Origin of the sequence: Herbaspirillum sp. AP02, assembly GCF_015767275.1 — a bacterium.
Taxonomy (GTDB): domain Bacteria; phylum Pseudomonadota; class Gammaproteobacteria; order Burkholderiales; family Burkholderiaceae_D; genus Herbaspirillum.
Map to the genome: position 1 here is coordinate 1 of NZ_JADWMY010000018.1, position 20,043 is coordinate 20,043.

The following is a 20,043-nucleotide window of genomic DNA, read 5'->3' on the forward strand; positions in this document are numbered from 1 at the left end:
AGAAACCATGTCCCACATCTTCGGCGGCTGATCGCCAGCCATCACAAGGAGAACATCATGCTCATCGGACTCATCGTCGCCTTCGCAGAAACCATGTCCCACATCTTCGGCGGCTGATCGCCAGCCACTACAAGGAGAACATCATGCTCGTCGGACTCATCGTCGTCTTCGCAGAAACCATGTCCCACATCTTCGGCGGCTGATCGCCAGCCATCACAAGGAGAACATCATGCTCATCGGACTCATCGTCGTCTTCGCAGAAACCATGTCCCACATCTTCGGCGGCTGATCGCCAGCCACTACAAGGAGAACATCATGCTCGTCGGACTCATCGTCGCTTTCGCAGAAACCATGTCGCGCCTTCTGGGTGCATGATGGTGATAGTCACAAGCAAACAGGACACAAACCGCACACACGCCGCTGCAGCCGGATGATTCAACCGGCTGCTCGCGGTCGTCGTGCGTGACATCGAAGTCGGTCCCGGGCCAGGAGCCCGTACTGCTTCCGCAGACCGGATCACTCAATGGGAGCGTTGAATGCTGGAATCCGGGAAAACACCTCAGTGATCAAGTCCATGAATACGATGGCGCGCTTGGGCAGAAGCCGGTTTGCAACGTAGACAAGCTGGATCGGCACCGGTGGAGCTGCATGTTCCGTCAGCAGCAACTGCAACTCGCCTTTCTGCAGGGCATCCTCGAATAGCCATTTCGGTCCGTATCCTATCCCCAGCCCGGCAATGAGGGATGCCCGCACCGCTTCCGGGGAATTGGCCCGGAATCTACCCGATACCGTAACCTCGCTATCCCGAAAACGCCAATTCGCACCCGAGGACAGGAGGGTGTACACCACGCAGTCCTGCCTGCGCAGGTCATCAGGCGTAACAGGGATCCCACGCTTGGCAAGATAGGCCTTGCTGGCCACGCACACGCGCTCGAACATACCTATTCGCCGCGCTCGCAGCGCACTGTCATCCAGATTTCCGATGCGAATGGCCAGGTCGGCTCCCTCGTCGACAAGATTGACATAGCGATCATTGATTTGGAGATCCAGCGTCAATCTCGGATAACGCTCCAGAAACGCCGGCACATGCGGCAACACGAATACATGGGCCAATGCAGTCGGACAGGCCACGCGTAGCAGTCCTGACGGATCAAGATTGTCCTTGAACGAGGATTCCGATTCATCCACGGCATCAAGAATGCGCCGCACTTCCGTGTAGTAACGCTCGCCCTCCGGTGTCAACGCGAGCTTGCGCGTCGTACGGTGCAGCAAGCGTGCCTGGAGGTGATCCTCAAGCGCCGCCACGTGCCGGCTGACATTGGGTTGCCCCAGGCCCAGGTCACGTCCGGCGGCGGAGAAGCTTCCTGTTTCTACCGCACGAGCAAAACATGTCATCAGCAGGAACAGGTCCATGTTGAATTCTTGATTCATGTAAATAATGAATGAATTATATTTAAATTTAACCTCTTATATGAAGATGAGCATGAGTGCATAGTTCTCCTCCAGTCAGGTCAACCCCCTTCAGTTGACTACTTCAACACAGGAGAATCCCCATGTCCCGCTTGCAAGGCAAACGTACCCTCATCACCGGCGGCACCAGCGGCATCGGTCTCGAAACCGCCCGTCAGTTCCTGGCCGAAGGCGCGCGCGTCATCGTCACCGGTGTCAATCCCGATTCCATCGCGAAAGCCAGGACCGAACTCGGTTCGGAGGTCCTGGTGCTGTCCGCCGACTCGGCAAGCGTGGAGGCGCAACGAGAATTGGCGAAGGCCGTCCAGACACACTATGGTCAGCTCGACATCGCCTTCCTCAATGCTGGTGTATCCGTCTGGGCGCCGATTGAGGAATGGACGGAAGCGATGTTTGACCGTTCCTTTGACATCAACGTCAAAGGACCTTACTTCCTCATTCAATCGCTGCTGCCCGTATTGGCCAAGCCTGCATCGGTGGTGCTCAACACCTCGGTCAACGCCCATGTCGGCGCAGCGCGCTCCTCGGTCTATGCCGCCACCAAGGCCGCGCTCCTGAACATGGCGAAGACGTTGTCGGGTGAATTGCTCGGGAGCGGCATTCGCGTCAATGCCGTCAGTCCCGGTCCGGTGGAGACGCCGCTGTACGACAAGCTCGGCATCCCCGAGGCCTACCGTGATCAGGTCAATCGGGATATTGCCGCGACCATTCCGTTCGGTCGTTTCGGTACGCCGGAGGAAGTTGCCAAGGCCGTGCTGTACCTGGCCTCCGACGAGTCGCGCTGGACTGTCGGTTCCGAGATCATCGTCGACGGCGGCCGCCTGCTCAACGGCTGAACGGCGAGCTCCATCGGAGTCAATCCGCTCCGGCAGGTTACAAGTGAAATCCAGGCGCGCTGAATTGCAATCCGCCAGCAAGGTGCAGGCGCGAAGATGACAACAAGCCGAAGCAGACTGCTTCGGTCCTCAACCGGTAAATCAGGAGAACACCATGCTCATCGGACTCATCGTCGCCTTCACCGAAACCATGTCGCGCCTTCTGGGCGCCTGATGGCAAGCATCACAAACAAGGCTCATGACGGCCGCTGCCAGCCGGGAAGAATTCCACCGGTTGCCAGCGGCCGTCATGCCGGAACAGGGTATAGCGCGGATTGGCATTGGCACCATTGGCGGAAAAGCTGATCGGCCCGTGCAGTCCGGGATGACGCAACTGGTGCAACGCCACCGCGATCCTGCGGCCATCGCCGCTGCCGGTCTGCAGGATGGCTGCGCTCAGTACACTGGCGGCATCATAGGCGTAGAAGGAGTAGGTTGTTGGCGCGGCATCGAATTTGCTGCGGTAGGCTTGTGCCACCTTCTTCCATTGCGGGCAATAGTCGCGCGCGATTTCGAATTCCAGCACATGCAGCCGCGGCTCCGGCTGCGATGGTAGCGGCAGATTGCTGGCTCCGCCCGTGAGGAGGATGCGGGCCTTCGAGCCCGAGCGCCGGGCCGCCTCGATGAATGCGCGCGCCTGCGGATATAGCGCCAGGAACACGATCACATCGGCATCATGCTGCATCGCCGCCTGCATCGCCACATGGAAGTCGGTAGTGCGACGCGCCACCTGGATGTGGCTCAGCGCGATGCCTGGTGCGGTGGCTGCCAACCTTTCCATCACTGCATCGGCCAGCGCATTGCTGTAGGCCGAATCGTTCTGGATCACGAACACCCTTCGCCCGCTCAGAGAGCGGCTGGCGACCTCGGCCAATGCAGAAGCCAGTTCCCGCGTACCACCGACCACCCGGAACGGCATGCGGTTGCCCATGCTGGTCCATTGACTGCTGGTGGCGGTAAATCCGATTTGCGGGATGCCTGCGTTTTCGTAGAGGGCCGCGGTGGCCAGCGCTGCATCGCTGCTCCATGGGCCGACCACGCCAGCCACGTTTTCCTTGATGTAATAGCGGGCGATGTTGATGGCGAAATTTTCGTTGCCGTGATCATCCTGCGGCAGCAGCTGCAAGCGCAGTGGCGAGCGGCGCCGTATCGCCATCGCATTGGCGTCGTCGATGGCCAACTGCGCACCCTGCAGGGCGCTTTGCGTAATCGGTTCCGAAAGGCGGCCGGTGAAGCCCAGCGTGATGGTCGTCAGGTTCTCCGACCACGCCGATGCCGCCAGCGAGCAAAGCAGCAAGGTGATGACGAGTATCGACATCGGGTCCGGTCTGCGCATGGGGTCCCCCCGTGGTCCGCTGAATTTATTATGAAATGAGCTCTAGCTTCATGCGTCCTGCTGGGGAAAATATACACAGCAATGCTCAATGAGGCCAGCGGACTTCAAAGCAGGTGCCGCCCAGCGGCGAGGGGCGGCAGTCGGCGGTGCCGTGATGCGCGCTGGCAATAGCCCTGACCACCGCCAGCCCCAGGCCGCTACCACGGTGCTGGACGTCCTCGCTGCGCGGGCCGCGCTGGAAGGCATCGAAGATCATTGCCGCATCGGCGGCCGCCAGCCCCGGGCCGCTGTCTTCCACCCTCAGGCAATGCAGGCCCGCGCTGCTCGCCGTGCTGATGCGCAAGCTGCCGGGCGTGGCATGCTGCAGGACGTTCTCCAGCAGGGCCAGCAGTGCCTGGCGGATGCGTACCGGATCGCCGACCGTGCGCTGCAGAGCGATTTCCAGCGTGATGCTGAATCCCTGGTCCTGCAGGGCCGATTCGCATGCTGTCAGCACGGTGCCGATTTCCTGTTGCAGGTCGACCTGCTGCAGCTGTATGCGCAGGTGTCCGCTCTCGGCCAGGCCGACGATGCGCAAGTCCTCGATCAGCCGCGCCAGTCCCTCGACCTGTACCAGCAGGCTGGAAAAGAGTGCAGGCTCAGGCTGAAACACACCATCGGAAAGTCCCTGAAGGCGACCGCGCAGGATGGTCACTGGCGTGCGCAATTCGTGCGCGATCGCGGCGTTCCAGAAGTTGCGCTCCTGCTGTACCCGCTCCAGCCGCTCGGCCATGGCATTGAAGTCGCTGATCAGTTGCGAGGCTTCATCCAGGGGCTGCCGTTGCGCTCCCGCCCGGGCGGCCAGATCGCCCTGCGCTACGCGGCGCAGGCTGGTAGCCACCGAATTGAGTGGTGTCAGAATACGGCGGGCCAATCGCATGGCCACCCAGATCGCGATCCCCAGGCCCAGCAGCGTGGTGCCGGCGATCCAGCCCCACTCGGCCGGCGAAGGCAGCCAGCTGTCCGGCGCCGAGAGGGCACTGGGCAGTAGGATGAACATGGTCGAATAGAAGGCATACGAGCCTAGCAAGACCATCAGCATGATGGTCAGCGCCAGGATCGCCACCGAACTGATGATTTGCCGTGCCAGGCCCTTGCCACGCCACAGTGCCAGCAGGTCGATACCGGGCTTCATGAGCTTGCCTCCATGTTTTCAGCTGCCTTGCTGGAAGCGATAACCCACCCCGCGAATGCTGACCGGGATGCCGGCGATGCCCAGGTCTTCCAGTTTCTTGCGCAGCTTGCTGACGTGGCTGTCCACGGTGCGCTCCAGCGTATCGCCTTCGGGCAGGCAGGAGGCCAGCAGTTCGCCGCGACTGAACACGCGACGCGGTGAGCGCGCCAGTTGTGCCAGCAGCTTGAATTCGGTGAGCGTGAGTACCAGTGCATGCGTGGTACCGTCGACCTCGGCCACTGCCTCGTGCTGCTCGAAGTCGATCACGAAGGGCGGGGCGCGCAGGATGCGCCGGTCTTCGCGATCATCGCGAGGCTGGCTACGGCGCAGGACGGCCTCCACCCGCGCCACCACCTCGGCCGGATTGAAGGGCTTGACCACGTAGTCATCTGCACCGATGCGCAGGCCGGTGAGCTTGTCGACATCCTGATCCAGCGCCGTGAGCATGATGACCGGGGTCTGGCCGCGCTGGCGGATCTGCGCCAGCACCTGCCAGCCATTGACCTGTGGCATCTGGATGTCCAGCAGCACCAGGTCCGGCTTGAGTGCAAGATGCAACTCCAGTGCTCTCGCACCGTCGGTGGCGTGCACGCTGCGCATGCCGCTGCGGGCCAGGTAGGCAGCCAGGATGTCGGCGATCTCGGGTGCATCCTCGGCGATCAGTACCAGCGCCCCCGTGGCCGGCGCCGCAGGCGCCATGCCAGGGTCGGTGACGCTATGCGGTGGTGTCGGCATTCTTTCCATCTCCATCGAAACTCCATCGTTGTATCGCGCAATCATCATGCTCATCGCCCAGACTCCGCCTTCGCTCGCGATTGTACTGTCGGCCGGGGCGGCGCGGCAAAAATGCCGCAGTCGTCCAGCCCGCCGCCAGGTGACGAGCCTGTCTGATGGAGTTTTTGCATGCCCCGTTTTTTTATCGACCGTCCCATCTTCGCCTGGGTAGTCGCCCTGTTCATCTTGTTGTTCGGCGTGATCGCCGTGAGCCAGTTGCCCATTGCGCGCTATCCCTCGGTGGCGCCGCCCACCGTCTCCATCAACGCCACCTATCCGGGTGCCACGCCTCAGACCATGAACGATGGCGTGATCAGCCTGATCGAGCGCGAACTGTCGGGCGTCAAGAACCTGCTCTATTTCGAGTCCTCGGCCGATACCTCCGGCAGCGCCCAGATCAGCGTCACCTTCAAGCCCGGCACCGATCCGGAACTGGCCCAGGTGGATGTGCAGAACAAGCTCAAGGCCATCGAAGCCCGCCTGCCGCAGACCGTGCGCCAGAACGGCGTGACGGTGGAATCGGCGGCTTCCGGTTTCCTCCTGATGGTGAGCCTGACCTCGACCGATGGCCGCTATGACGAAGTCCGACTGAGTGACTACCTGGCACGCAATATCGTGGAGGAATTGCGCCGCGTGGAAGGCGTCGGACGTGTCCAGCTGTTCGGTGCCGAGCAGGCCATGCGTATCTGGATCGATCCCTTCAAGCTCAATGCCTTTGGCCTGACCGTCACCGACCTCAGTAATGCCATCGGCCAGCAGAATGCACAGATCGCACCGGGCCGCCTGGGTGATTCACCTGCCGTGCCGGGCCAGCAGATCGCCGTGCCGCTGACGGTGCAGGGGCAATTGCAGTCGCCGACACAGTTTGCCGCCATCGTGCTCAAGGCAAAGACCGATGGATCGCGTGTGTTGCTGGGGGATGTGGCACGGGTGGAACTTGGGGCGCAATCCTATGCCTTCTCCAATCGCGAAGATGGCAAGCCCGCGGGCGTGGCCGCCGTGCAGCTCTCGCCGGGTGCCAATGCGGTGCGCACGGCGGCTGCCATCCAGGCACGCATGGAAGAGCTGCGCCCCAGCCTGCCGGCGGGTATGGCGTTTTCGCTGCCCTATAACACCGCACCTTTCGTCAAGGTCTCCATCCAGAAGGTGGTGCAGACCCTGATCGAGGCCATGGTGCTGGTGTTCCTGGTGATGTATCTGTTCCTGCAGAACGTGCGCTATACCGTCATCCCCGCCATCGTCGCGCCCATTGCGCTGCTGGGTACGCTGGCGGTGATGCTGGTGGCCGGCTATTCGGTCAATGTGCTGACCATGTTCGGGATGGTGCTGGCCATCGGCATCATTGTCGATGATGCCATCGTGGTGGTGGAAAACGTGGAACGCATCATGGCGCAGGAAGGTCTGGCGCCACGCGAGGCTACCATCAAGGCCATGCGCGAGATTACCGGGGCCATCGTCGGTATCACGCTGGTGCTGACCGCAGTCTTCATTCCGATGGCACTGGCCGGGGGCTCGGTGGGTGTGATCTATCGCCAGTTTGCGCTGGCCATGGCGGTGTCCATCCTGTTCTCGGCCTTCCTGGCGCTGAGCCTGACACCGGCCTTGTGCGCCACGCTGCTCAAGCCGGTGGCGCCGGGGCATCGTGAAAAGCGCGGCTTCTTTGGCGCGTTCAACCGGGCCTTCAGTCGTCTCACCGTGCGCTATGAATCCGCATTGGCGCGCCTGATCGCACGAGGACTGCGCATGATGCTGGTGTACGCGGCATTGTGCCTGCTGCTGGTGCTGGGATTGCGGGCCCTACCCTCGGCTTTCCTGCCGGAAGAGGATCAGGGTTACTTCATGACCTCCTTCCAGTTGCCGGCCGATGCCACCAGCGAGCGCACTGCCCGTGCCGTCGATCAGTTCGAGCGTTACCTGCAGACCCGCGAGGATATCGGTGCCAATCTCTCGGTGCTGGGATACGGTTTTTCCGGCTCCGGGCCGAACGCGGCCATGGCCTTTACCGAGCTCAAGGACTGGAAGCAACGCAAGGGTTCCACGGCTGCCGTCGAGGCCATCGCTGCGCAGAGCGCCATGGAACGCGGCATCGATGGCATGGTGATGAGCCTGCTGCCACCGGCGATCGAAGAGCTGGGGAACTCCTCCGGGTTCGCCATGCGTCTGCAGGATCGCGCTAATCAGGGTTATGCCGCCCTCAAGGCAGCGGAAGCGCAATTGCTGGCGCTGGCGGCCAGGAGCGACAAGCTGGCCGGCGTCTATTCGGACGGATTGCCGCCCGGAGCCAGCCTGCAGCTCGATATCGACCGTCACAAGGCGGCCGCATTCGGGGTCTCCTTCGCCAGCATCAGCGACACGCTGTCGGCGGCCATGGGCTCGTTCTATATCAATGACTTCCCCAATGCCGGCCGCATGCAACAGGTCATCCTGCAGGCCGAGGCTGGTGCGCGTATGCAGATCGAGGATGTGATGAAGCTGTATGTACGCAACCAGCAGGGTGGCATGGTGCCGTTGGCGGAAGTGGTGAAGGCTTCCTGGAAAGAGGCGCCAACACAGCTACAGCGTTACCAGGGCTTCCCGGCGATACGCATTTCCGGCAGCGCGGCACCTGGCGTGGCCAGTGGCGAGGCCATGGCCGAGATGGAGCGCCTGGCCCAGCAGCTCCCGCCTGGCTTCGCCGTGTCGTGGACCGGCCAGTCGTTGCAGGAACGCCTGTCTGCGGCGCAAGCGCCGATGTTGATGGCATTGTCCATGCTGGTGGTTTTCCTCGTGCTGGCGGCGTTGTACGAGAGTTGGCGTGTTCCGCTATCAGTGATGCTGGTAGTGCCGTTGGGACTGGTCGGTGCGGTGGTCGCGGTGATGCTGCGCGAGATGCCCAATGACGTTTTCTTCAAGGTGGGAATGATCACCGTCATCGGGCTGTCCGCCAAGAACGCCATCCTGATCGTGGAGTTCGCGCGGCAGTTGCGCAGCGAAGGGGCCGGGCTGGTGGAGGCGGCAATCAGGGCATCGGTGCTGCGCCTGCGTCCCATCCTGATGACCTCGCTCGCCTTTGCGCTGGGCGTGGTGCCACTGATGCTGGCCTCGGGGGCCAGTGCGGAGACCCAGCGCGCCATCGGTACCGGCGTATTCGGCGGCATGGTCAGCGCCACCGTGCTGGCAGTGCTGTTCGTGCCGGTGTTTTTCGTGCTGGTGCTGGGTCGGACGCAAGCGCGCAGTCGCAGGGAGGCGTGATGTGTCCACGTGCCGATCTACGTCTGTATGGCAGGCGACTGCTCAATGACCGCGAGCAGATCCATCATGCGCAATATCGCGGATACGATATTCGCGTCATCGGCATCCAGTCGACGCATGGTTGGACACTGGGCTTGCGCATCTTCCACCAGGGCAAGCGGATGGTGCGCTATCGCCAGGACAGTCCGCTTTACCTCGATTTCGAACATGCCCGCATCGCCGGTCTGTTACGTGCCTACGAGGTGATCGAACGTCGACTGGCAGCTCGAATTTGATCTGAGGCCGTCTCGGTAGGACCCCGCTCACGCCCCGACAGGCGGTGCGAAATCGCCGTCCTTGCGGGGGAGGGTATCTGCTGGCCTGTCCTGTGCAGCGGGAGCGCTGTCAGGCGCATGCCGCTGCGTGCCGTCTGCCACCATGCTGCTCTCTTGCGCGACCGGTTGCATGTCCTGTTCGCCCATGACGCGGGGCATGCCGGAGTCGGTCTCGGTCTTGCCCTCCGCGCTCCGGCGCCGGGTGATTTCGTCGAATTGGCGCAGCACCGGCTTGGCGCAGGCCAACATGGCCAGCGAGCCCGCTGCGAGCATGAACAGGGAAGTCTTTTTCATCGCGGCTCCTGCAGAGAATGTGGGTAAACAGAGGGAGCCTTGATTATCTCCAGCGGAGAGCGCGATGCATGTCGGACGATGGCGCAAATTTTCGTCGGTGACAGCGAGAGATTGCGGATGAGCTGGTGGTGGAGGCAGTACGCGCCTTTGCCTGATAGCGCAGAAGGAAGAAAACAAAAAAGGGCCCATCTTGCGATGGACCCTTTTTTTACTACATATGGTGCGGCTGGCAGGAATCGAACCCACGACCCCTTGGTTCGTAGCCAAGTACTCTATCCAGCTGAGCTACAGCCGCGAAAGAACGAGATTATAAGGAGCTTTTCTAAAAAGTACAAATCTTTTTTCTTGGAAAGGGGAAAACTGTCTCAATACACCTCTCTGGAGCTGAACGGGTGGTACTGGAACAGCCAGGTCTCACTGAGCGCCTGTCCGTCGTGTCGCAGGAATAGCCGCAGTTCGACCGGTTCCTCGCCCGATGTCGTCAGGTCGAACTGCGCACGCCAGTGGCCGGCTACGTCATTGGGCAAGGCTTCGGTGAACACGTAGGAAATGTTGCCCCTGGATGCGGTGATGACCGCTTCGGGCTTCACGCCAAAGGGTAGACCTTCAAGCGGCTTGCCCTTGAATTCGACCATGAACTTGCGGACCTGCGCGGGGCGTGCCTGGCCGGGCTGGCCGCCGCGTCCCAGACGGGTCGCCACGCAGCGCGCCAGCGCCGTCGGGAAGGGCTCGTCCTGCTGCCAGTGGAGGCGGTAACGCAGCCGATAGCTGGTGCCGGCGCGCGCGGGTTCTTTCGGTACCCACATGGCGACGATGTTGTCGTGGATTTCGTCATCGGTGCGCAGTTCGATCAGTTGTACCGCGCCCTGGCCCCAGTCGCCCTGCGGTTCCACCCACAGGCTGGGGCGGCGTTCGTAATGCACGCCGTCCAAGTAATGGTCGACATTGCGGTCGCGCTGCAACAGACCGAAGCCGCGCAGGTGCTGGTCGCCAAAGGCAGAGGCAGTGGTACGGGGCGGATTGTTCAGCGGGCGCCAGAGGTGTTCGCCGCCCCCGGTCCAGATCGCCAGGCCGTCCGAGTCATGGACCTCGGGTCGCCAGTCCACGCCGGTGCCCTTCACGGTTTCGGAGAACCAGTACATCGAGGTCAGTGGCGCCAGGCCCAGGCGGGCCACGTCGCGGCGCAGGAATAGCGCCTTGTCCACCTCCATGGTCACGCCGGCGCCGCGCTGCAGGGTGAAGCGATAGGCTCCAGTGATGCTGGGGCCATCCAGCAGGGCATAGACCACGACGGTATCGCTGCCCGGTGCGGGTGGCTCGAAGAAGAATTGCGTGAAGTCGGGGAATTCCTCGGGGCGGTCGGCTTGTGCGACGTCGATGGCAATGCCCCGTGCCGACAGGCCATATTGATACAGATCGCCGATGGCGCGGAAGTAAGAGGCGCCGAGGAAGGCCACCCAGTCGTTCTTGCGCCAGTCCTTGGCCTGCTGGTCGGCCAGGCGGCTCTCCTGGAAGCGGAAGCCGGCAAAGCCGCTGCCGGCCGGGAGCCGGTGGGCCGGGCTGTCGGCCGGCATGTCGAAGTAGTCGTCGCGATACAGCAGTTCGCGGGCGCGGGTGGGCGCTTGGCCAAGTGTATTGCCCGGGCCATCCAGCACGAACATGCGCACCGGGACGCGGAAGAACTTGCCGAGATGGAAGAAGGTCAGCGGGAATGGGCCGGGGCCGTCGGCGAAGACGGCGTAGTCGGACCTGAAACGGATCTTGCCGTGGGCTTCATAGTCGATCTGGTCCAGCACTGCGGCCGGTACCGGCGGCGGCGCCTGGTAAGGCGTCCTGGCCATGTCGCCGGCGCGGGCGATGAGCTGGTCGAAGCTGAAGGCCTGGGCCGGGCCCATCTTCATGGACTGCGCGGCCAGCGCCTGTGGCGGCAGACCCAGGGCGGCCAGCGCGGCGGCAGCGCCGGAGGCGGTAAGGAAATGTCGGCGGCTGGGCATGGGCGGTTCTCCGTTCTTTTGGGTAACTCTACTGAGTCTCGTCCGACGAGCTTGGTTCCAGCCAAGAAAAAGCCCGCTGCGCACAGGGCGGGCAGCGGGCGGGTAGTGCAGTAATGCGTAAGACTGACGCCGCAGGCCGGATCAGTATTCCCAGAACATCTTCTGGATTTCCTTGCTGTCGGTGGTCTTGGTCAAGGCCAGCATCAGCAGGATGCGCGCCTTTTGCGCGTTCAGGGTGTCGGAGACGACGAAGTCCAGCTTGTCGTCGTCGGCTTCGCCATTGCGCGCCACGATGCCCTGGCCGACGCGGCTGGAGCGCACGATGACCACGCCCTTCTTGCGGGCTTCGCTCAGGGACGGCAGCACGGTGTTGTTCAGGCTGCCATCGCCCACGCCGGCGTGGATGATGCCTTGCGCGCCAGCGGCCACGAAGGCGTTGAGCGCGATCGGGTTCATGTTGGCGTAGCCATAGACGATGTCTACTTGCGGCAGCTTGTCCAGGTTCATGATGTCGAACGGGGTGTCGACCGTATTCTTGCGGGTGGACTGGCGATAGAAGTAAGGCTTGCTACCCTGGATGTAACCCAGGAAGCCCAGTTCCGGCGTCTTGAAGGTGTCCATCGTGGAGGTGTTGGTCTTGGTCACTTCACGACCGGCGTTGATCTGGTCGTTCAGGGTCACCAGCACGCCCTTGCCGATGGCTTCCTTGGAGCCGGCCAGCAGCACGGCGTTGTACAGGTTGATCGGACCGTCGGCACTGATGGCGGTGGACGGACGCATGGCGCCCACGATCACCACCGGCTTCTTGCTCTTGACCACCAGGTCGAGGAAGTAGGCGGTTTCTTCGATGGTGTCGGTGCCGTGGGTGATCACGATGCCGTCCACGTCGCTCTGCGCCAGCAGGGTGTTGACGCGCTTGGCCAGCTTGAGCCAGGCGTCGTTGTTCATGTTCTCGCTGGCGATCTGCATGACCTGCTCGCCGCGTACATTGGCGACCTTCTTGAGTTCAGGAACGGCGGCGATGAGCGCATCCACGCCAACCTTGGCGGCCGTGTAGCCCACCGTAGTGGTGCTGGTGGCGCCGGTGCCGGCGATGGTGCCGCCGGTAGCCAGGATGACCACGTTGGGCAGGGTTTGCGCCTGAGCAGCGGCGGCTGCGGCCAGGCAGAGCAGGACCAGCATCTGCTGGAAGATTTTTCTGATGAGCATGTGTGCCTCGATAGGTGTGGTTGTACGGATTTTTTTCTTAGTTTTATTGTGGCGCCGCGCCGGGAAGAACGCAGGTTGGCTGCGTATTGTCATCACGGCAAAAGCGCCGACACGATAGCACCGGCTCGCGTGCCGATCAAAGGATTTTTTAAATGGCGAGAAAGGCGCGTAGCAAAAGGCTTTGCGAGGGGCAAGAATGCAAGTTTCGTGCAAAATGCCGGCTCTGAAGGCTGTCAGGCGGGCAGAATGACTCGCAACTGACAGGGCGCTGACGAACCGGCGTACCCGACAGGCCGCAGGTCTGCGCAAAGTGGCGGTGCAAGAGATGAAAAAATAAGTAAACCGCACGGAAGAGCTTGGAAGATATCACCGAATGCGCGGTTGGGAAAGGCGGACAAGCCGGGCGTTCTCCCGCCTCATCGCAGCCTGCGCATGCAGCATGAAACGGGCTGCTCTCAGGTAAGATGGTGCCGCGCACAAGTTGTTTCGATGAATGTCCGGCCAGACCGGCCGCGCCGCTCCAGCGCAGTTCGACCCCACACCGGCGCGGCGCGCGGCAATGATGGAGAACCACGATGTTTGCCACCGAAAAATTCACCAATCCCGACGCCGCCTACGCACGCGTGCTGGAAATCTATGAGCACAACACTGCCATCCTGCGCGATGCCTTCCGCCAGTTCTCCAGCGGGCAGGGCATGCCGCAGCGGGTGCGGGCCTGCTATCCCTTCGTGCGCATTACCACCGAGAAATCCACCCATACCGATACTCGCCAGTCGTTCGGCTTCGTGGCCGGCCCCGGCTGTTACCAGACTACGCTGACGCGACCGCAGTTGTTCCACCAGTACCTGCTGGCGCAGTTCAAGCTGGTGCTGCAGAACCATGAGGTGCCACTGGAAATCGGGGTGAGCGACATGCCCATTCCGGTGCATTTCGCCTTCCCCGAGGGCATACACGTGGAGGGCAGCCTCGATCCGGAACACCTGCGTACGCTGGCCGACTACTTCGACCTGCCGGACCTGGCGACCATGGATGACCGCATCGCCAATGGCAGCTATGAGGTGGACAACGGTGCCTGGCGCGAGGGCGTGCACCCGCTGGCGCTGTTCACCGGGCCGCGGATCGATTATTCGCTGCATCGCCTGCGTCATTACACGGCGACCTCGCCGGACCAGTTCCAGCGCTATGTGCTGTTCACCAACTATGCCTTCTACGTCGACGAGTTCGTGCGCCTGGGGCGACGCCTGATGGAGCCGACCGATGACCCCGAGGAACTGGCCTATCGACGCCAGTACACCGCTTTCGTGGAGCCCGGCAACGTCACCACCTGGAGCGCCAATCAGGAAGGTCTGGAAACGCGGGCCGCCTCTGGCGTGGCACCGGCACGCCAGCCGCAGATGCCGGCCTATCACCTGCAACGCGCCGATGGCAGCGGCATCACGCTGGTCAACATCGGTGTCGGTCCGTCCAATGCCAAGACGGTGACCGACCACGTGGCGGTGCTGCGGCCGCACGGCTGGCTGATGCTGGGGCATTGCGCCGGGCTGTCGGCGTCGCAGCGGATGGGGGATTACGTGCTGGCGCATGCCTATGTGCGCGACGACCACGTGCTCGATGACGATCTGCCGCTGTGGGTGCCGATCCCGGCGCTGGCCGAAGTGCAGCTGGCGCTGCAGGATGCGGTGGCCAGCATCACCCGGCTGGAAGGCTATGAATTGAAGCGCATCATGCGCACCGGCACCGTGGCCTCGGTCGACGACCGCAACTGGGAGCTGCGTGACCACCGCATGCCGCTGCTGCGTTTTTCGCAGAGCCGCGCCATTGCGCTGGACATGGAAAGCGCCACCGTGGCGGCCAACGGCTTCCGCTTCCGGGTTCCCTACGGCACTTTGCTGTGCGTGTCGGACAAGCCGCTGCACGGCGAGATCAAGCTGCCCGGCATGGCCAATACCTTCTACGAGCAGCGCGTGGCGCAGCACCTGCAGATCGGTATCCGCGCGCTGGAGCTGTTGCGCAACAACGGTATCGAACAGGTACATAGCCGCAAGTTGCGCAGCTTTGCGGAGCCGGCGTTCCGCTGATCGAGAAGATGGCAGGAATACGCCCGCGACAATGGCTGTCGCGGGCGTTTTTCATTCAGGCCGGACGGCCTGGCAGCGGATGATTGCGCGCCAAGCGGTAATACAGTCCGGCACCGATCAGCAAGGTCGCTGCCGCCACGCATAGCGAAGGCGTGAAGGAGCCACTGCCGTGCACCAGGGCGGTGGCCAGCGGCGGTCCGGCAATCTGGCCGATGCCGTAGGCAGCCGTCATCAGGGCCATCAGGCTACTGGCCTGTTCCTTGCGCAGGCGGCGTGCCTCGCGCATGCCGAACAGGGTGATGGCGGTGAAGGGCAGGCCCAGCAGCAGGCAGCTCAGCGCGAAGCCCGGGGCATTGGGGAAGAAGATCGACAGCAGCACCCCGGCCGCCTGCATCAGATAGGCGCCGGCCAGCAACAGGCGCTGATCGCCCTGTACCGACAAGCGGGTGGCGCTGAAGGCGCCCAGCGCGACCGACAGACCGAAGATGGGCCAGAAGTAGTCCGGCCAGGCCGAGCCCGGCAGCGCCTGGCGCGCGATCACCGGCAGGAAGGTGGCGGTGATGATGTAGCCGAAGCCGGCGATGCCGTAGGCGATCACCTGCACCAGCACCTCGCGTTGTTGCTGGGCGCTCTCGGCGGCCTTGGGTGCGTTGCCGTGGAGCGGGTCGCTGTGCACGCTCAGGCCGCGACCGGCATCGAAGCTGAAGGATTTCCAGACCACTGCCGTCAGCGCCAGTGCAATGATGCCGAAGGCGATCCAGCCGCCCGCGGCCAGCCAGCCGGCCGCGATCATGGGGCCGGAGAGCAGGCCGGTGATGGCGATTCCCAGGCCCGGGCCACAAAAGATGACCCCGCCCAGTTCCGGCCTGCCCAGTTGTGTCAGCTGTTGCAGGCACCAGCCGGCGGTATAGACGAACACGTAGGCGCTGGCCACGCCAGAGAGAAAGCGCATCCACAACCAGGCCCAGTCCTGATGCAGCACCCCCATGCCCAGGGTCAGCAGGATGGTCACCACCAGCCCGCCGCGCAGCATTGCCACGCCACGCTTGCTGCGATGGAAGGCGCACAGCATGGCACCGGCAAAATAACCCAGGTAGTTGGCCGTGGCCAGCCAGCCCCCCATCTGCAGCGACAGGCTGCCCTCGTGCAGCATCATCGGCAGCAGCGGCGTGAAGGCGAAGCGGCCGATCCCCATTGCCACCGATAGCGCCACCATGCCCGACAGGCAGACCTTCCATGCCATGCCGTGGCGTGATGGGGCGGGAAGGGGATTGGCAGATGGGGGGATGGCGGTCATGGCTGGCAATCGAAGGATGTGAAGTGGTGGGTGTCAGGAATCGGGGTCTATGCTATCGTTTTTCGATCATTCGAAAAAATGAATAATAAGAATGACTTCATCTTTTTTAGAGAACGTAAGGTCAAGCAGGAGAACCGCATGGAACTGGCTGAACTGGAGATTTTCCGTACCGTGGTGGCCGAGGGTGGTGTGACCCGCGCTGCCGAGCGCCTGAACCGGGTGCAGTCGAATGTGACGACGCGCATCAAGCAACTGGAGGAATCCATGGGCGTGCCGCTGTTCGTGCGCGACCGTCGGCGCCTGGTCCTGACCGCGGCTGGCGAGGCGCTGCTGGATTACGCCGAGCGCATCCTCGACCTGGTGCAGGAGGCACGCCATGCAGTCGCTCCGCAGAGTCCGCGAGGCCGCTTGCGCATCGGCTCCATGGAAAGCACCGCGGCGAGTCGCCTGCCAACGCCGCTGGCCGAATTCCACCAGCGCTGGCCGGAAGTGCGTCTGGAACTCTCCACCGCGCCCACCGACGTGCTGGTCGCCCAGGTCCGCGCCTGCAAGCTCGATGCGGCGCTGGTGGCCGGGCCGCTGGATGACCCGGCCTTCGACGCTACGCCGCTGTTCAAGGAAGAACTGATGCTGGTGACCCCGCGCAGCCACCGCCGGGTGCGCTCGCCCGAGGATGTCACGCTGGACACGCTGATCGTCTTCGAGCAGGGCTGCGCCTATCGCCGGCATGCCCAGACCTGGTTTGCCACCCATGGTCGCGGCGGCGTGCCGGTGCGCACGCTGGAGCTGGCTTCCTATCACGCCATCCTGGCATGTGTGGCGGCCGGGGCTGGCGTGGCCGTGGTGCCGCGCTCGGTGATTGCGATGCAGATGGCGCCCCACGGATTTGCCACCCATTCCTTGGGGCGCGATGGTCGTGTCACCACTTATCTGATCAGTAGACGGGATCGCTGCTCCGCATCCTTCCTTGCCTTGCGTTCTTTACTTATGGCGAGTGTTTGATATATTTGATTCATATGGACGGACGCAAATATGTACTGCCGTGCAGCATATAAAGAGGGTGTAACCATTTGTAAAAACCGCTGCGACCCGACATCGATTTCCCTATATTGAAGTTCCCCCTCCATTCTCCCCCCCGAGAATGGGATTTACCCCACGGCTCGCAAGAGACGTGGGGTTTTTCTTTTGTCCATCCGGGTTTGCGGTTTGCAGAAGTCGTGCCAGTCGGCTTATACCAAGGTCGCCGATGTTCCGTCGAACCGTTGTGACTGTTGGTGAGTTCATGTGCTCGCCGCTGCCGATACTTTCACTATTCTCTATCCTCTCTGCATGTCCTTGCCGGTCCGGGCTGCTTGCCTCAGCTTTGCCGCCCGCCCGGGGAGGGTGGGGATGTTGTCCTGGCCGCTGGCTGTGCTGGTGAGCTGCCGACGAGCAGGTTGCCGCGCGCGGCCGACTGGATGGCCAGCACGGCGGGATGCGTCAGCCTGCGCTCCACCGAGATGGCATAGAACTGTTCACGGATAGCATCGGTCCTGCCGATTTCCACCAGTCCGTATTGCTTGCGGATCTGCGTGGCAATGGCGGACGGTGCGGCGAAGATGCCGGTCCCGGCGTCACCGAAGGCCAGCAGCAGCGCGCCATCGTCGAATTCGCCGGTGATCTGTGGGCGGATCTGTTCCTTCTCGAACCACCGTAGCAGGCGTGGCCTGACGGCGGCGTCCTCGCCGGGCATCAGGAAAGGCGCGCCATCGAAGCTGCGCGGGAAATCCTTGCGGTAGCGCCGGGCCAGTTCCGGCGTGGCGAAGAAACTGGTGTCGCATTCGCCCAGCAGATGGTGGTAGCCACGCACGTCGACGTTGGGCGGCATGGGGCTGTCGGCGATGATGATGTCCAGCTTGTGGATGGCGAGCTCGGCCAGGAGCACATCCAGCTTGCCTTCGCGGCAGATGATGCGGATCGGATCGGGCATGGCCAGGGCGCTTTCCAGCAGCAGGTAGGCAATCGCCTTGGGCACCGCATCGGCCACCCCGACCCGCAACTGCAGGGCGCGCCCACCGGGACGCAGGCGCAGCGCTTCTTCCAGTTCCTCTCCCAGGCTGAAGATCCGTTCGGCATAGTCGAACACCATGCGTCCTTCGTCGTTGAGCTCCAGCCGACGTCCGACGCGCCTGAAGAGCTTGTAGCCCAGGCTTTCCTCGAACAGGCTGATCTGGCCGCTGATGGTCTGCGCCGTCAGGTGCAGTCGTTCGCCGGCGCGTGCCACGCCACCGCTCTTGGCGACAGTCCAGAAGTAGTGCAGATGCTTGTAGTTCAGGCTGGCCATGCAGTGCTCCTGGTGTCAATACTTCGGTTTTTCCGATGAATTATCTCAGAATATTCGAATTTTCATTCATCAGGCTTTAGCCTAAAGTAGCGCCTTGTCCGGTACGAACATGAGTTGTCAGCATGTCTGCCTTCGTTTCCATCCGCAGTGGCCATCACTGACATCAAGGAGAAGCCTGATGAAATGTCCCGTCTGTACATCTCACAACTTGCTGATCTCGGAGCGCCAGGGCATCGAGATCGATTACTGCCCGCAATGCCGCGGCGTATGGCTGGATCGCGGCGAGCTGGACAAGCTCATCGAGCGCTCGGCGGCCAGCCAGATGACGGCGGCAGCACCCGTGCCGCAAGTACGCGCGCCGATGCCACCGCCGCCGCAGCAGCAGCCGGGCTATGACCCGCGCTTCGGCCATGGCGCGCGCCATGAGCAGGGCAGCTACGGTCATGATCACAAGCGCAGGAAAAAGGGCTTCCTCGGCGAGATCTTCGATTTCGACTAAGGCCAGCCACCCATTCCGCATCAATGCAGTCAGAAAATAGAAAAGAAGAGAGAGGTCTATCGTGAACGGCGTAGAGAGTTTTGCAAGCCTGCCCATGTGGGGCGGTTTCATCGTATTCGTGCTGGGCATGCTGGCGCTGGACATGTTCGCCCTCGGCGGCCGCCATGCCCACCGCGTCACGCCCAAGGAGGCGCTGGGCTGGTCGTTGGGCTGGGTGTCGCTGGCCTTCCTGTTTGCCGGCCTGATGTGGTGGTACCTGGATGCCAACGTCGGTCGTGAATTCGCCAACCAGAAGGGCGCCGAGTTCCTCTCCGGCTACCTGATCGAAAAGGCGCTGTCGGTCGACAACATCTTCGTGTTCCTGATGATCTTCAGCTACTTCGCCGTGCCGCCCGAGATGCAACGCCGCGTCCTGCTGTACGGCGTGGTGGGTGCCATCGTCATGCGCGCCGGGATGATCCTGCTGGGCGCCTGGATGATCGCGCAGTTCAGCTGGATCCTGTATGTCTTCGGTGCCTTCCTGGTCTTCACTGGCGTGAAGATGCTGATCTTCGCCGACAAGGAAGCCGACCTGGGCGACAACCCCTTGCTGCGCTGGTTGCGTGGTCACATGAAGATCAGCAACGACTACGATGGCGAAAAGTTCAGCACCCGCATCAATGGCATGCGCTATTTCACGCCGCTGATGCTGGTTCTGCTGCTGATCGAAATTTCCGACGTGATCTTTGCGGTGGACAGCATCCCCGCCATCTTCGCTATTACCAAGGATCCGTTCATCGTCTTCACGTCGAACATGTTCGCCATCATGGGTTTGCGGGCGCTGTACTTCCTGCTGGCTGATTCGGCCGAGCGCTTCCACCTGCTCAAGTACGGCCTGGCCCTGGTGCTGTTGTTCGTGGGCGGCAAGATGTTGCTGGCCTACTGGTTCCACGTGCCGGTGCTGGTGTCGCTGTCCATCGTGGGTGCCATCCTGCTGATTTCCATCATCGCCAGCCTGGTACTGACCAAGGGTAAGGAAGAGAGCGTCAGCTAAGCGGCTCTTGTCAACAAATCAACGTGGGGCTTGACCGGCTGGAGCCATCCGGCCGGTTTTTTTATGCTCATCATTGTTCGATAGCATTCTGGACTTCCACCAC

The 20,043-nt window shown here is 62.4% G+C and carries 16 protein-coding genes and 1 tRNA gene; 7 read left to right on the plus strand and 10 right to left on the minus strand.

Annotation, left to right across the window (positions count from 1 at the left end; genetic code table 11):
- Nucleotides 1-516 precede the first annotated feature (516 nt).
- Entirely contained in the window at nucleotides 517-1,413 is an 897-nt protein-coding gene (locus I5R65_RS23495) for a LysR family transcriptional regulator (RefSeq protein ID WP_180671005.1), read from the minus strand.
- 140 nt (nucleotides 1,414-1,553) lie between these two features.
- Here I5R65_RS23495 and I5R65_RS23500 point away from each other — a divergent pair, with 140 nt between their 5' ends.
- Complete coding sequence (locus I5R65_RS23500) at nucleotides 1,554-2,306, plus strand: SDR family oxidoreductase (protein ID WP_180671004.1); 753 nt, start codon at nucleotides 1,554-1,556, stop codon at nucleotides 2,304-2,306.
- Nucleotides 2,307-2,529: 223 nt separating this feature from the next.
- Here the strand turns inward: I5R65_RS23500 and I5R65_RS23505 are convergent, their stop codons facing one another.
- From I5R65_RS23505 to I5R65_RS23515, 3 genes are all read right to left on the minus strand, one after another.
- Nucleotides 2,530-3,681 carry a branched-chain amino acid ABC transporter substrate-binding protein gene (locus I5R65_RS23505; protein WP_231395309.1) on the minus strand — a complete coding sequence of 384 codons (1,152 nt, stop codon included), beginning with the start codon at nucleotides 3,679-3,681 and terminating at the stop codon, nucleotides 2,530-2,532.
- A gap of 85 nt (nucleotides 3,682-3,766) precedes the next feature.
- On the minus strand, nucleotides 3,767-4,855 hold the full coding sequence (locus tag I5R65_RS23510; protein ID WP_180671003.1) for an ATP-binding protein: 1,089 nt from the start codon (nucleotides 4,853-4,855) through the stop codon (nucleotides 3,767-3,769).
- 18 nt (nucleotides 4,856-4,873) lie between these two features.
- Nucleotides 4,874-5,629 carry a response regulator gene (locus I5R65_RS23515; protein WP_370461022.1) on the minus strand — a complete coding sequence of 252 codons (756 nt, stop codon included), beginning with the start codon at nucleotides 5,627-5,629 and terminating at the stop codon, nucleotides 4,874-4,876.
- 168 nt (nucleotides 5,630-5,797) lie between these two features.
- Here I5R65_RS23515 and I5R65_RS23520 point away from each other — a divergent pair, with 168 nt between their 5' ends.
- Both I5R65_RS23520 and I5R65_RS23525 read left to right on the plus strand, forming a co-directional pair.
- Complete coding sequence (locus tag I5R65_RS23520) at nucleotides 5,798-8,899, plus strand: efflux RND transporter permease subunit (RefSeq protein WP_180671002.1); 3,102 nt, start codon at nucleotides 5,798-5,800, stop codon at nucleotides 8,897-8,899.
- Nucleotides 8,899-9,174: a hypothetical protein gene (locus I5R65_RS23525; protein WP_180671001.1), complete on the plus strand. Its 276-nt coding sequence runs from the start codon at nucleotides 8,899-8,901 to the stop codon at nucleotides 9,172-9,174. Before I5R65_RS23520 ends, I5R65_RS23525 begins: the two co-directional genes overlap by 1 nt.
- 27 nt (nucleotides 9,175-9,201) lie before the next feature.
- On the opposite strand, the gene I5R65_RS23530 is transcribed toward I5R65_RS23525, so the two are convergent.
- From I5R65_RS23530 to I5R65_RS23545, 4 genes are all read right to left on the minus strand, one after another.
- Entirely contained in the window at nucleotides 9,202-9,507 is a 306-nt protein-coding gene (locus tag I5R65_RS23530) for a hypothetical protein (protein WP_180671000.1), read from the minus strand.
- 218 nt (nucleotides 9,508-9,725) lie between these two features.
- Nucleotides 9,726-9,802: transfer RNA gene (locus I5R65_RS23535), tRNA-Arg, on the minus strand.
- A gap of 70 nt (nucleotides 9,803-9,872) precedes the next feature.
- Entirely contained in the window at nucleotides 9,873-11,501 is a 1,629-nt protein-coding gene (locus tag I5R65_RS23540; RefSeq protein WP_180670999.1) for a glucan biosynthesis protein, read from the minus strand.
- Between the two features lie 141 nt (nucleotides 11,502-11,642).
- Nucleotides 11,643-12,710, minus strand: coding sequence for a type II asparaginase (locus tag I5R65_RS23545; RefSeq protein WP_180670998.1), 1,068 nt, complete (start codon nucleotides 12,708-12,710; stop codon nucleotides 11,643-11,645).
- A gap of 575 nt (nucleotides 12,711-13,285) precedes the next feature.
- On the opposite strand from I5R65_RS23545, the gene I5R65_RS23550 reads away from it, so the two are divergent.
- The gene (locus tag I5R65_RS23550) at nucleotides 13,286-14,788 is read left to right on the plus strand and encodes an AMP nucleosidase (protein WP_180670997.1); all 1,503 of its coding nucleotides are present in this window, start codon (nucleotides 13,286-13,288) and stop codon (nucleotides 14,786-14,788) included.
- 55 nt (nucleotides 14,789-14,843) lie between these two features.
- Here I5R65_RS23550 and I5R65_RS23555 read toward each other — a convergent pair whose 3' ends face one another.
- The gene (locus I5R65_RS23555; RefSeq protein ID WP_231395310.1) at nucleotides 14,844-16,085 is read right to left on the minus strand and encodes a YbfB/YjiJ family MFS transporter; all 1,242 of its coding nucleotides are present in this window, start codon (nucleotides 16,083-16,085) and stop codon (nucleotides 14,844-14,846) included.
- A 138-nt stretch (nucleotides 16,086-16,223) separates the two neighbouring features.
- On the opposite strand from I5R65_RS23555, the gene I5R65_RS23560 reads away from it, so the two are divergent.
- On the plus strand, nucleotides 16,224-17,087 hold the full coding sequence (locus I5R65_RS23560; protein WP_180670995.1) for a LysR substrate-binding domain-containing protein: 864 nt from the start codon (nucleotides 16,224-16,226) through the stop codon (nucleotides 17,085-17,087).
- Nucleotides 17,088-17,442: 355 nt separating this feature from the next.
- Here I5R65_RS23560 and nhaR read toward each other — a convergent pair whose 3' ends face one another.
- Entirely contained in the window at nucleotides 17,443-18,408 is a 966-nt protein-coding gene (gene nhaR, locus I5R65_RS23565; protein WP_180670994.1) for a transcriptional activator NhaR, read from the minus strand.
- 178 nt (nucleotides 18,409-18,586) lie between these two features.
- On the opposite strand from nhaR, the gene I5R65_RS23570 reads away from it, so the two are divergent.
- Complete coding sequence (locus I5R65_RS23570) at nucleotides 18,587-18,907, plus strand: zf-TFIIB domain-containing protein (RefSeq protein WP_180670993.1); 321 nt, start codon at nucleotides 18,587-18,589, stop codon at nucleotides 18,905-18,907.
- A gap of 61 nt (nucleotides 18,908-18,968) precedes the next feature.
- Nucleotides 18,969-19,940 carry a TerC family protein gene (locus I5R65_RS23575; RefSeq protein WP_370461020.1) on the plus strand — a complete coding sequence of 324 codons (972 nt, stop codon included), beginning with the start codon at nucleotides 18,969-18,971 and terminating at the stop codon, nucleotides 19,938-19,940.
- Nucleotides 19,941-20,043 lie beyond the last annotated feature (103 nt).

Bases quoted from the DNA above. Each gene is read 5' to 3' on its own strand.
- I5R65_RS23495 (WP_180671005.1), bottom strand. From the start codon at position 1,413: ATGGACCTGTTCCTGCTGATGACATGTTTTGCTCGTGCGGTAGAAACA.
- I5R65_RS23500 (WP_180671004.1), top strand. From the start codon at position 1,554: ATGTCCCGCTTGCAAGGCAAACGTACCCTCATCACCGGCGGCACCAGC.
- I5R65_RS23505 (WP_231395309.1), bottom strand. From the start codon at position 3,681: ATGCGCAGACCGGACCCGATGTCGATACTCGTCATCACCTTGCTGCTT.
- I5R65_RS23510 (WP_180671003.1), bottom strand. From the start codon at position 4,855: ATGAAGCCCGGTATCGACCTGCTGGCACTGTGGCGTGGCAAGGGCCTG.
- I5R65_RS23515 (WP_370461022.1), bottom strand. From the start codon at position 5,629: ATGCCGACACCACCGCATAGCGTCACCGACCCTGGCATGGCGCCTGCG.
- I5R65_RS23520 (WP_180671002.1), top strand. From the start codon at position 5,798: ATGCCCCGTTTTTTTATCGACCGTCCCATCTTCGCCTGGGTAGTCGCC.
- I5R65_RS23525 (WP_180671001.1), top strand. From the start codon at position 8,899: ATGTGTCCACGTGCCGATCTACGTCTGTATGGCAGGCGACTGCTCAAT.
- I5R65_RS23530 (WP_180671000.1), bottom strand. From the start codon at position 9,507: ATGAAAAAGACTTCCCTGTTCATGCTCGCAGCGGGCTCGCTGGCCATG.
- I5R65_RS23540 (WP_180670999.1), bottom strand. From the start codon at position 11,501: ATGCCCAGCCGCCGACATTTCCTTACCGCCTCCGGCGCTGCCGCCGCG.
- I5R65_RS23545 (WP_180670998.1), bottom strand. From the start codon at position 12,710: ATGCTCATCAGAAAAATCTTCCAGCAGATGCTGGTCCTGCTCTGCCTG.
- I5R65_RS23550 (WP_180670997.1), top strand. From the start codon at position 13,286: ATGTTTGCCACCGAAAAATTCACCAATCCCGACGCCGCCTACGCACGC.
- I5R65_RS23555 (WP_231395310.1), bottom strand. From the start codon at position 16,085: ATGACCGCCATCCCCCCATCTGCCAATCCCCTTCCCGCCCCATCACGC.
- I5R65_RS23560 (WP_180670995.1), top strand. From the start codon at position 16,224: ATGGAACTGGCTGAACTGGAGATTTTCCGTACCGTGGTGGCCGAGGGT.
- nhaR (WP_180670994.1), bottom strand. From the start codon at position 18,408: ATGGCCAGCCTGAACTACAAGCATCTGCACTACTTCTGGACTGTCGCC.
- I5R65_RS23570 (WP_180670993.1), top strand. From the start codon at position 18,587: ATGAAATGTCCCGTCTGTACATCTCACAACTTGCTGATCTCGGAGCGC.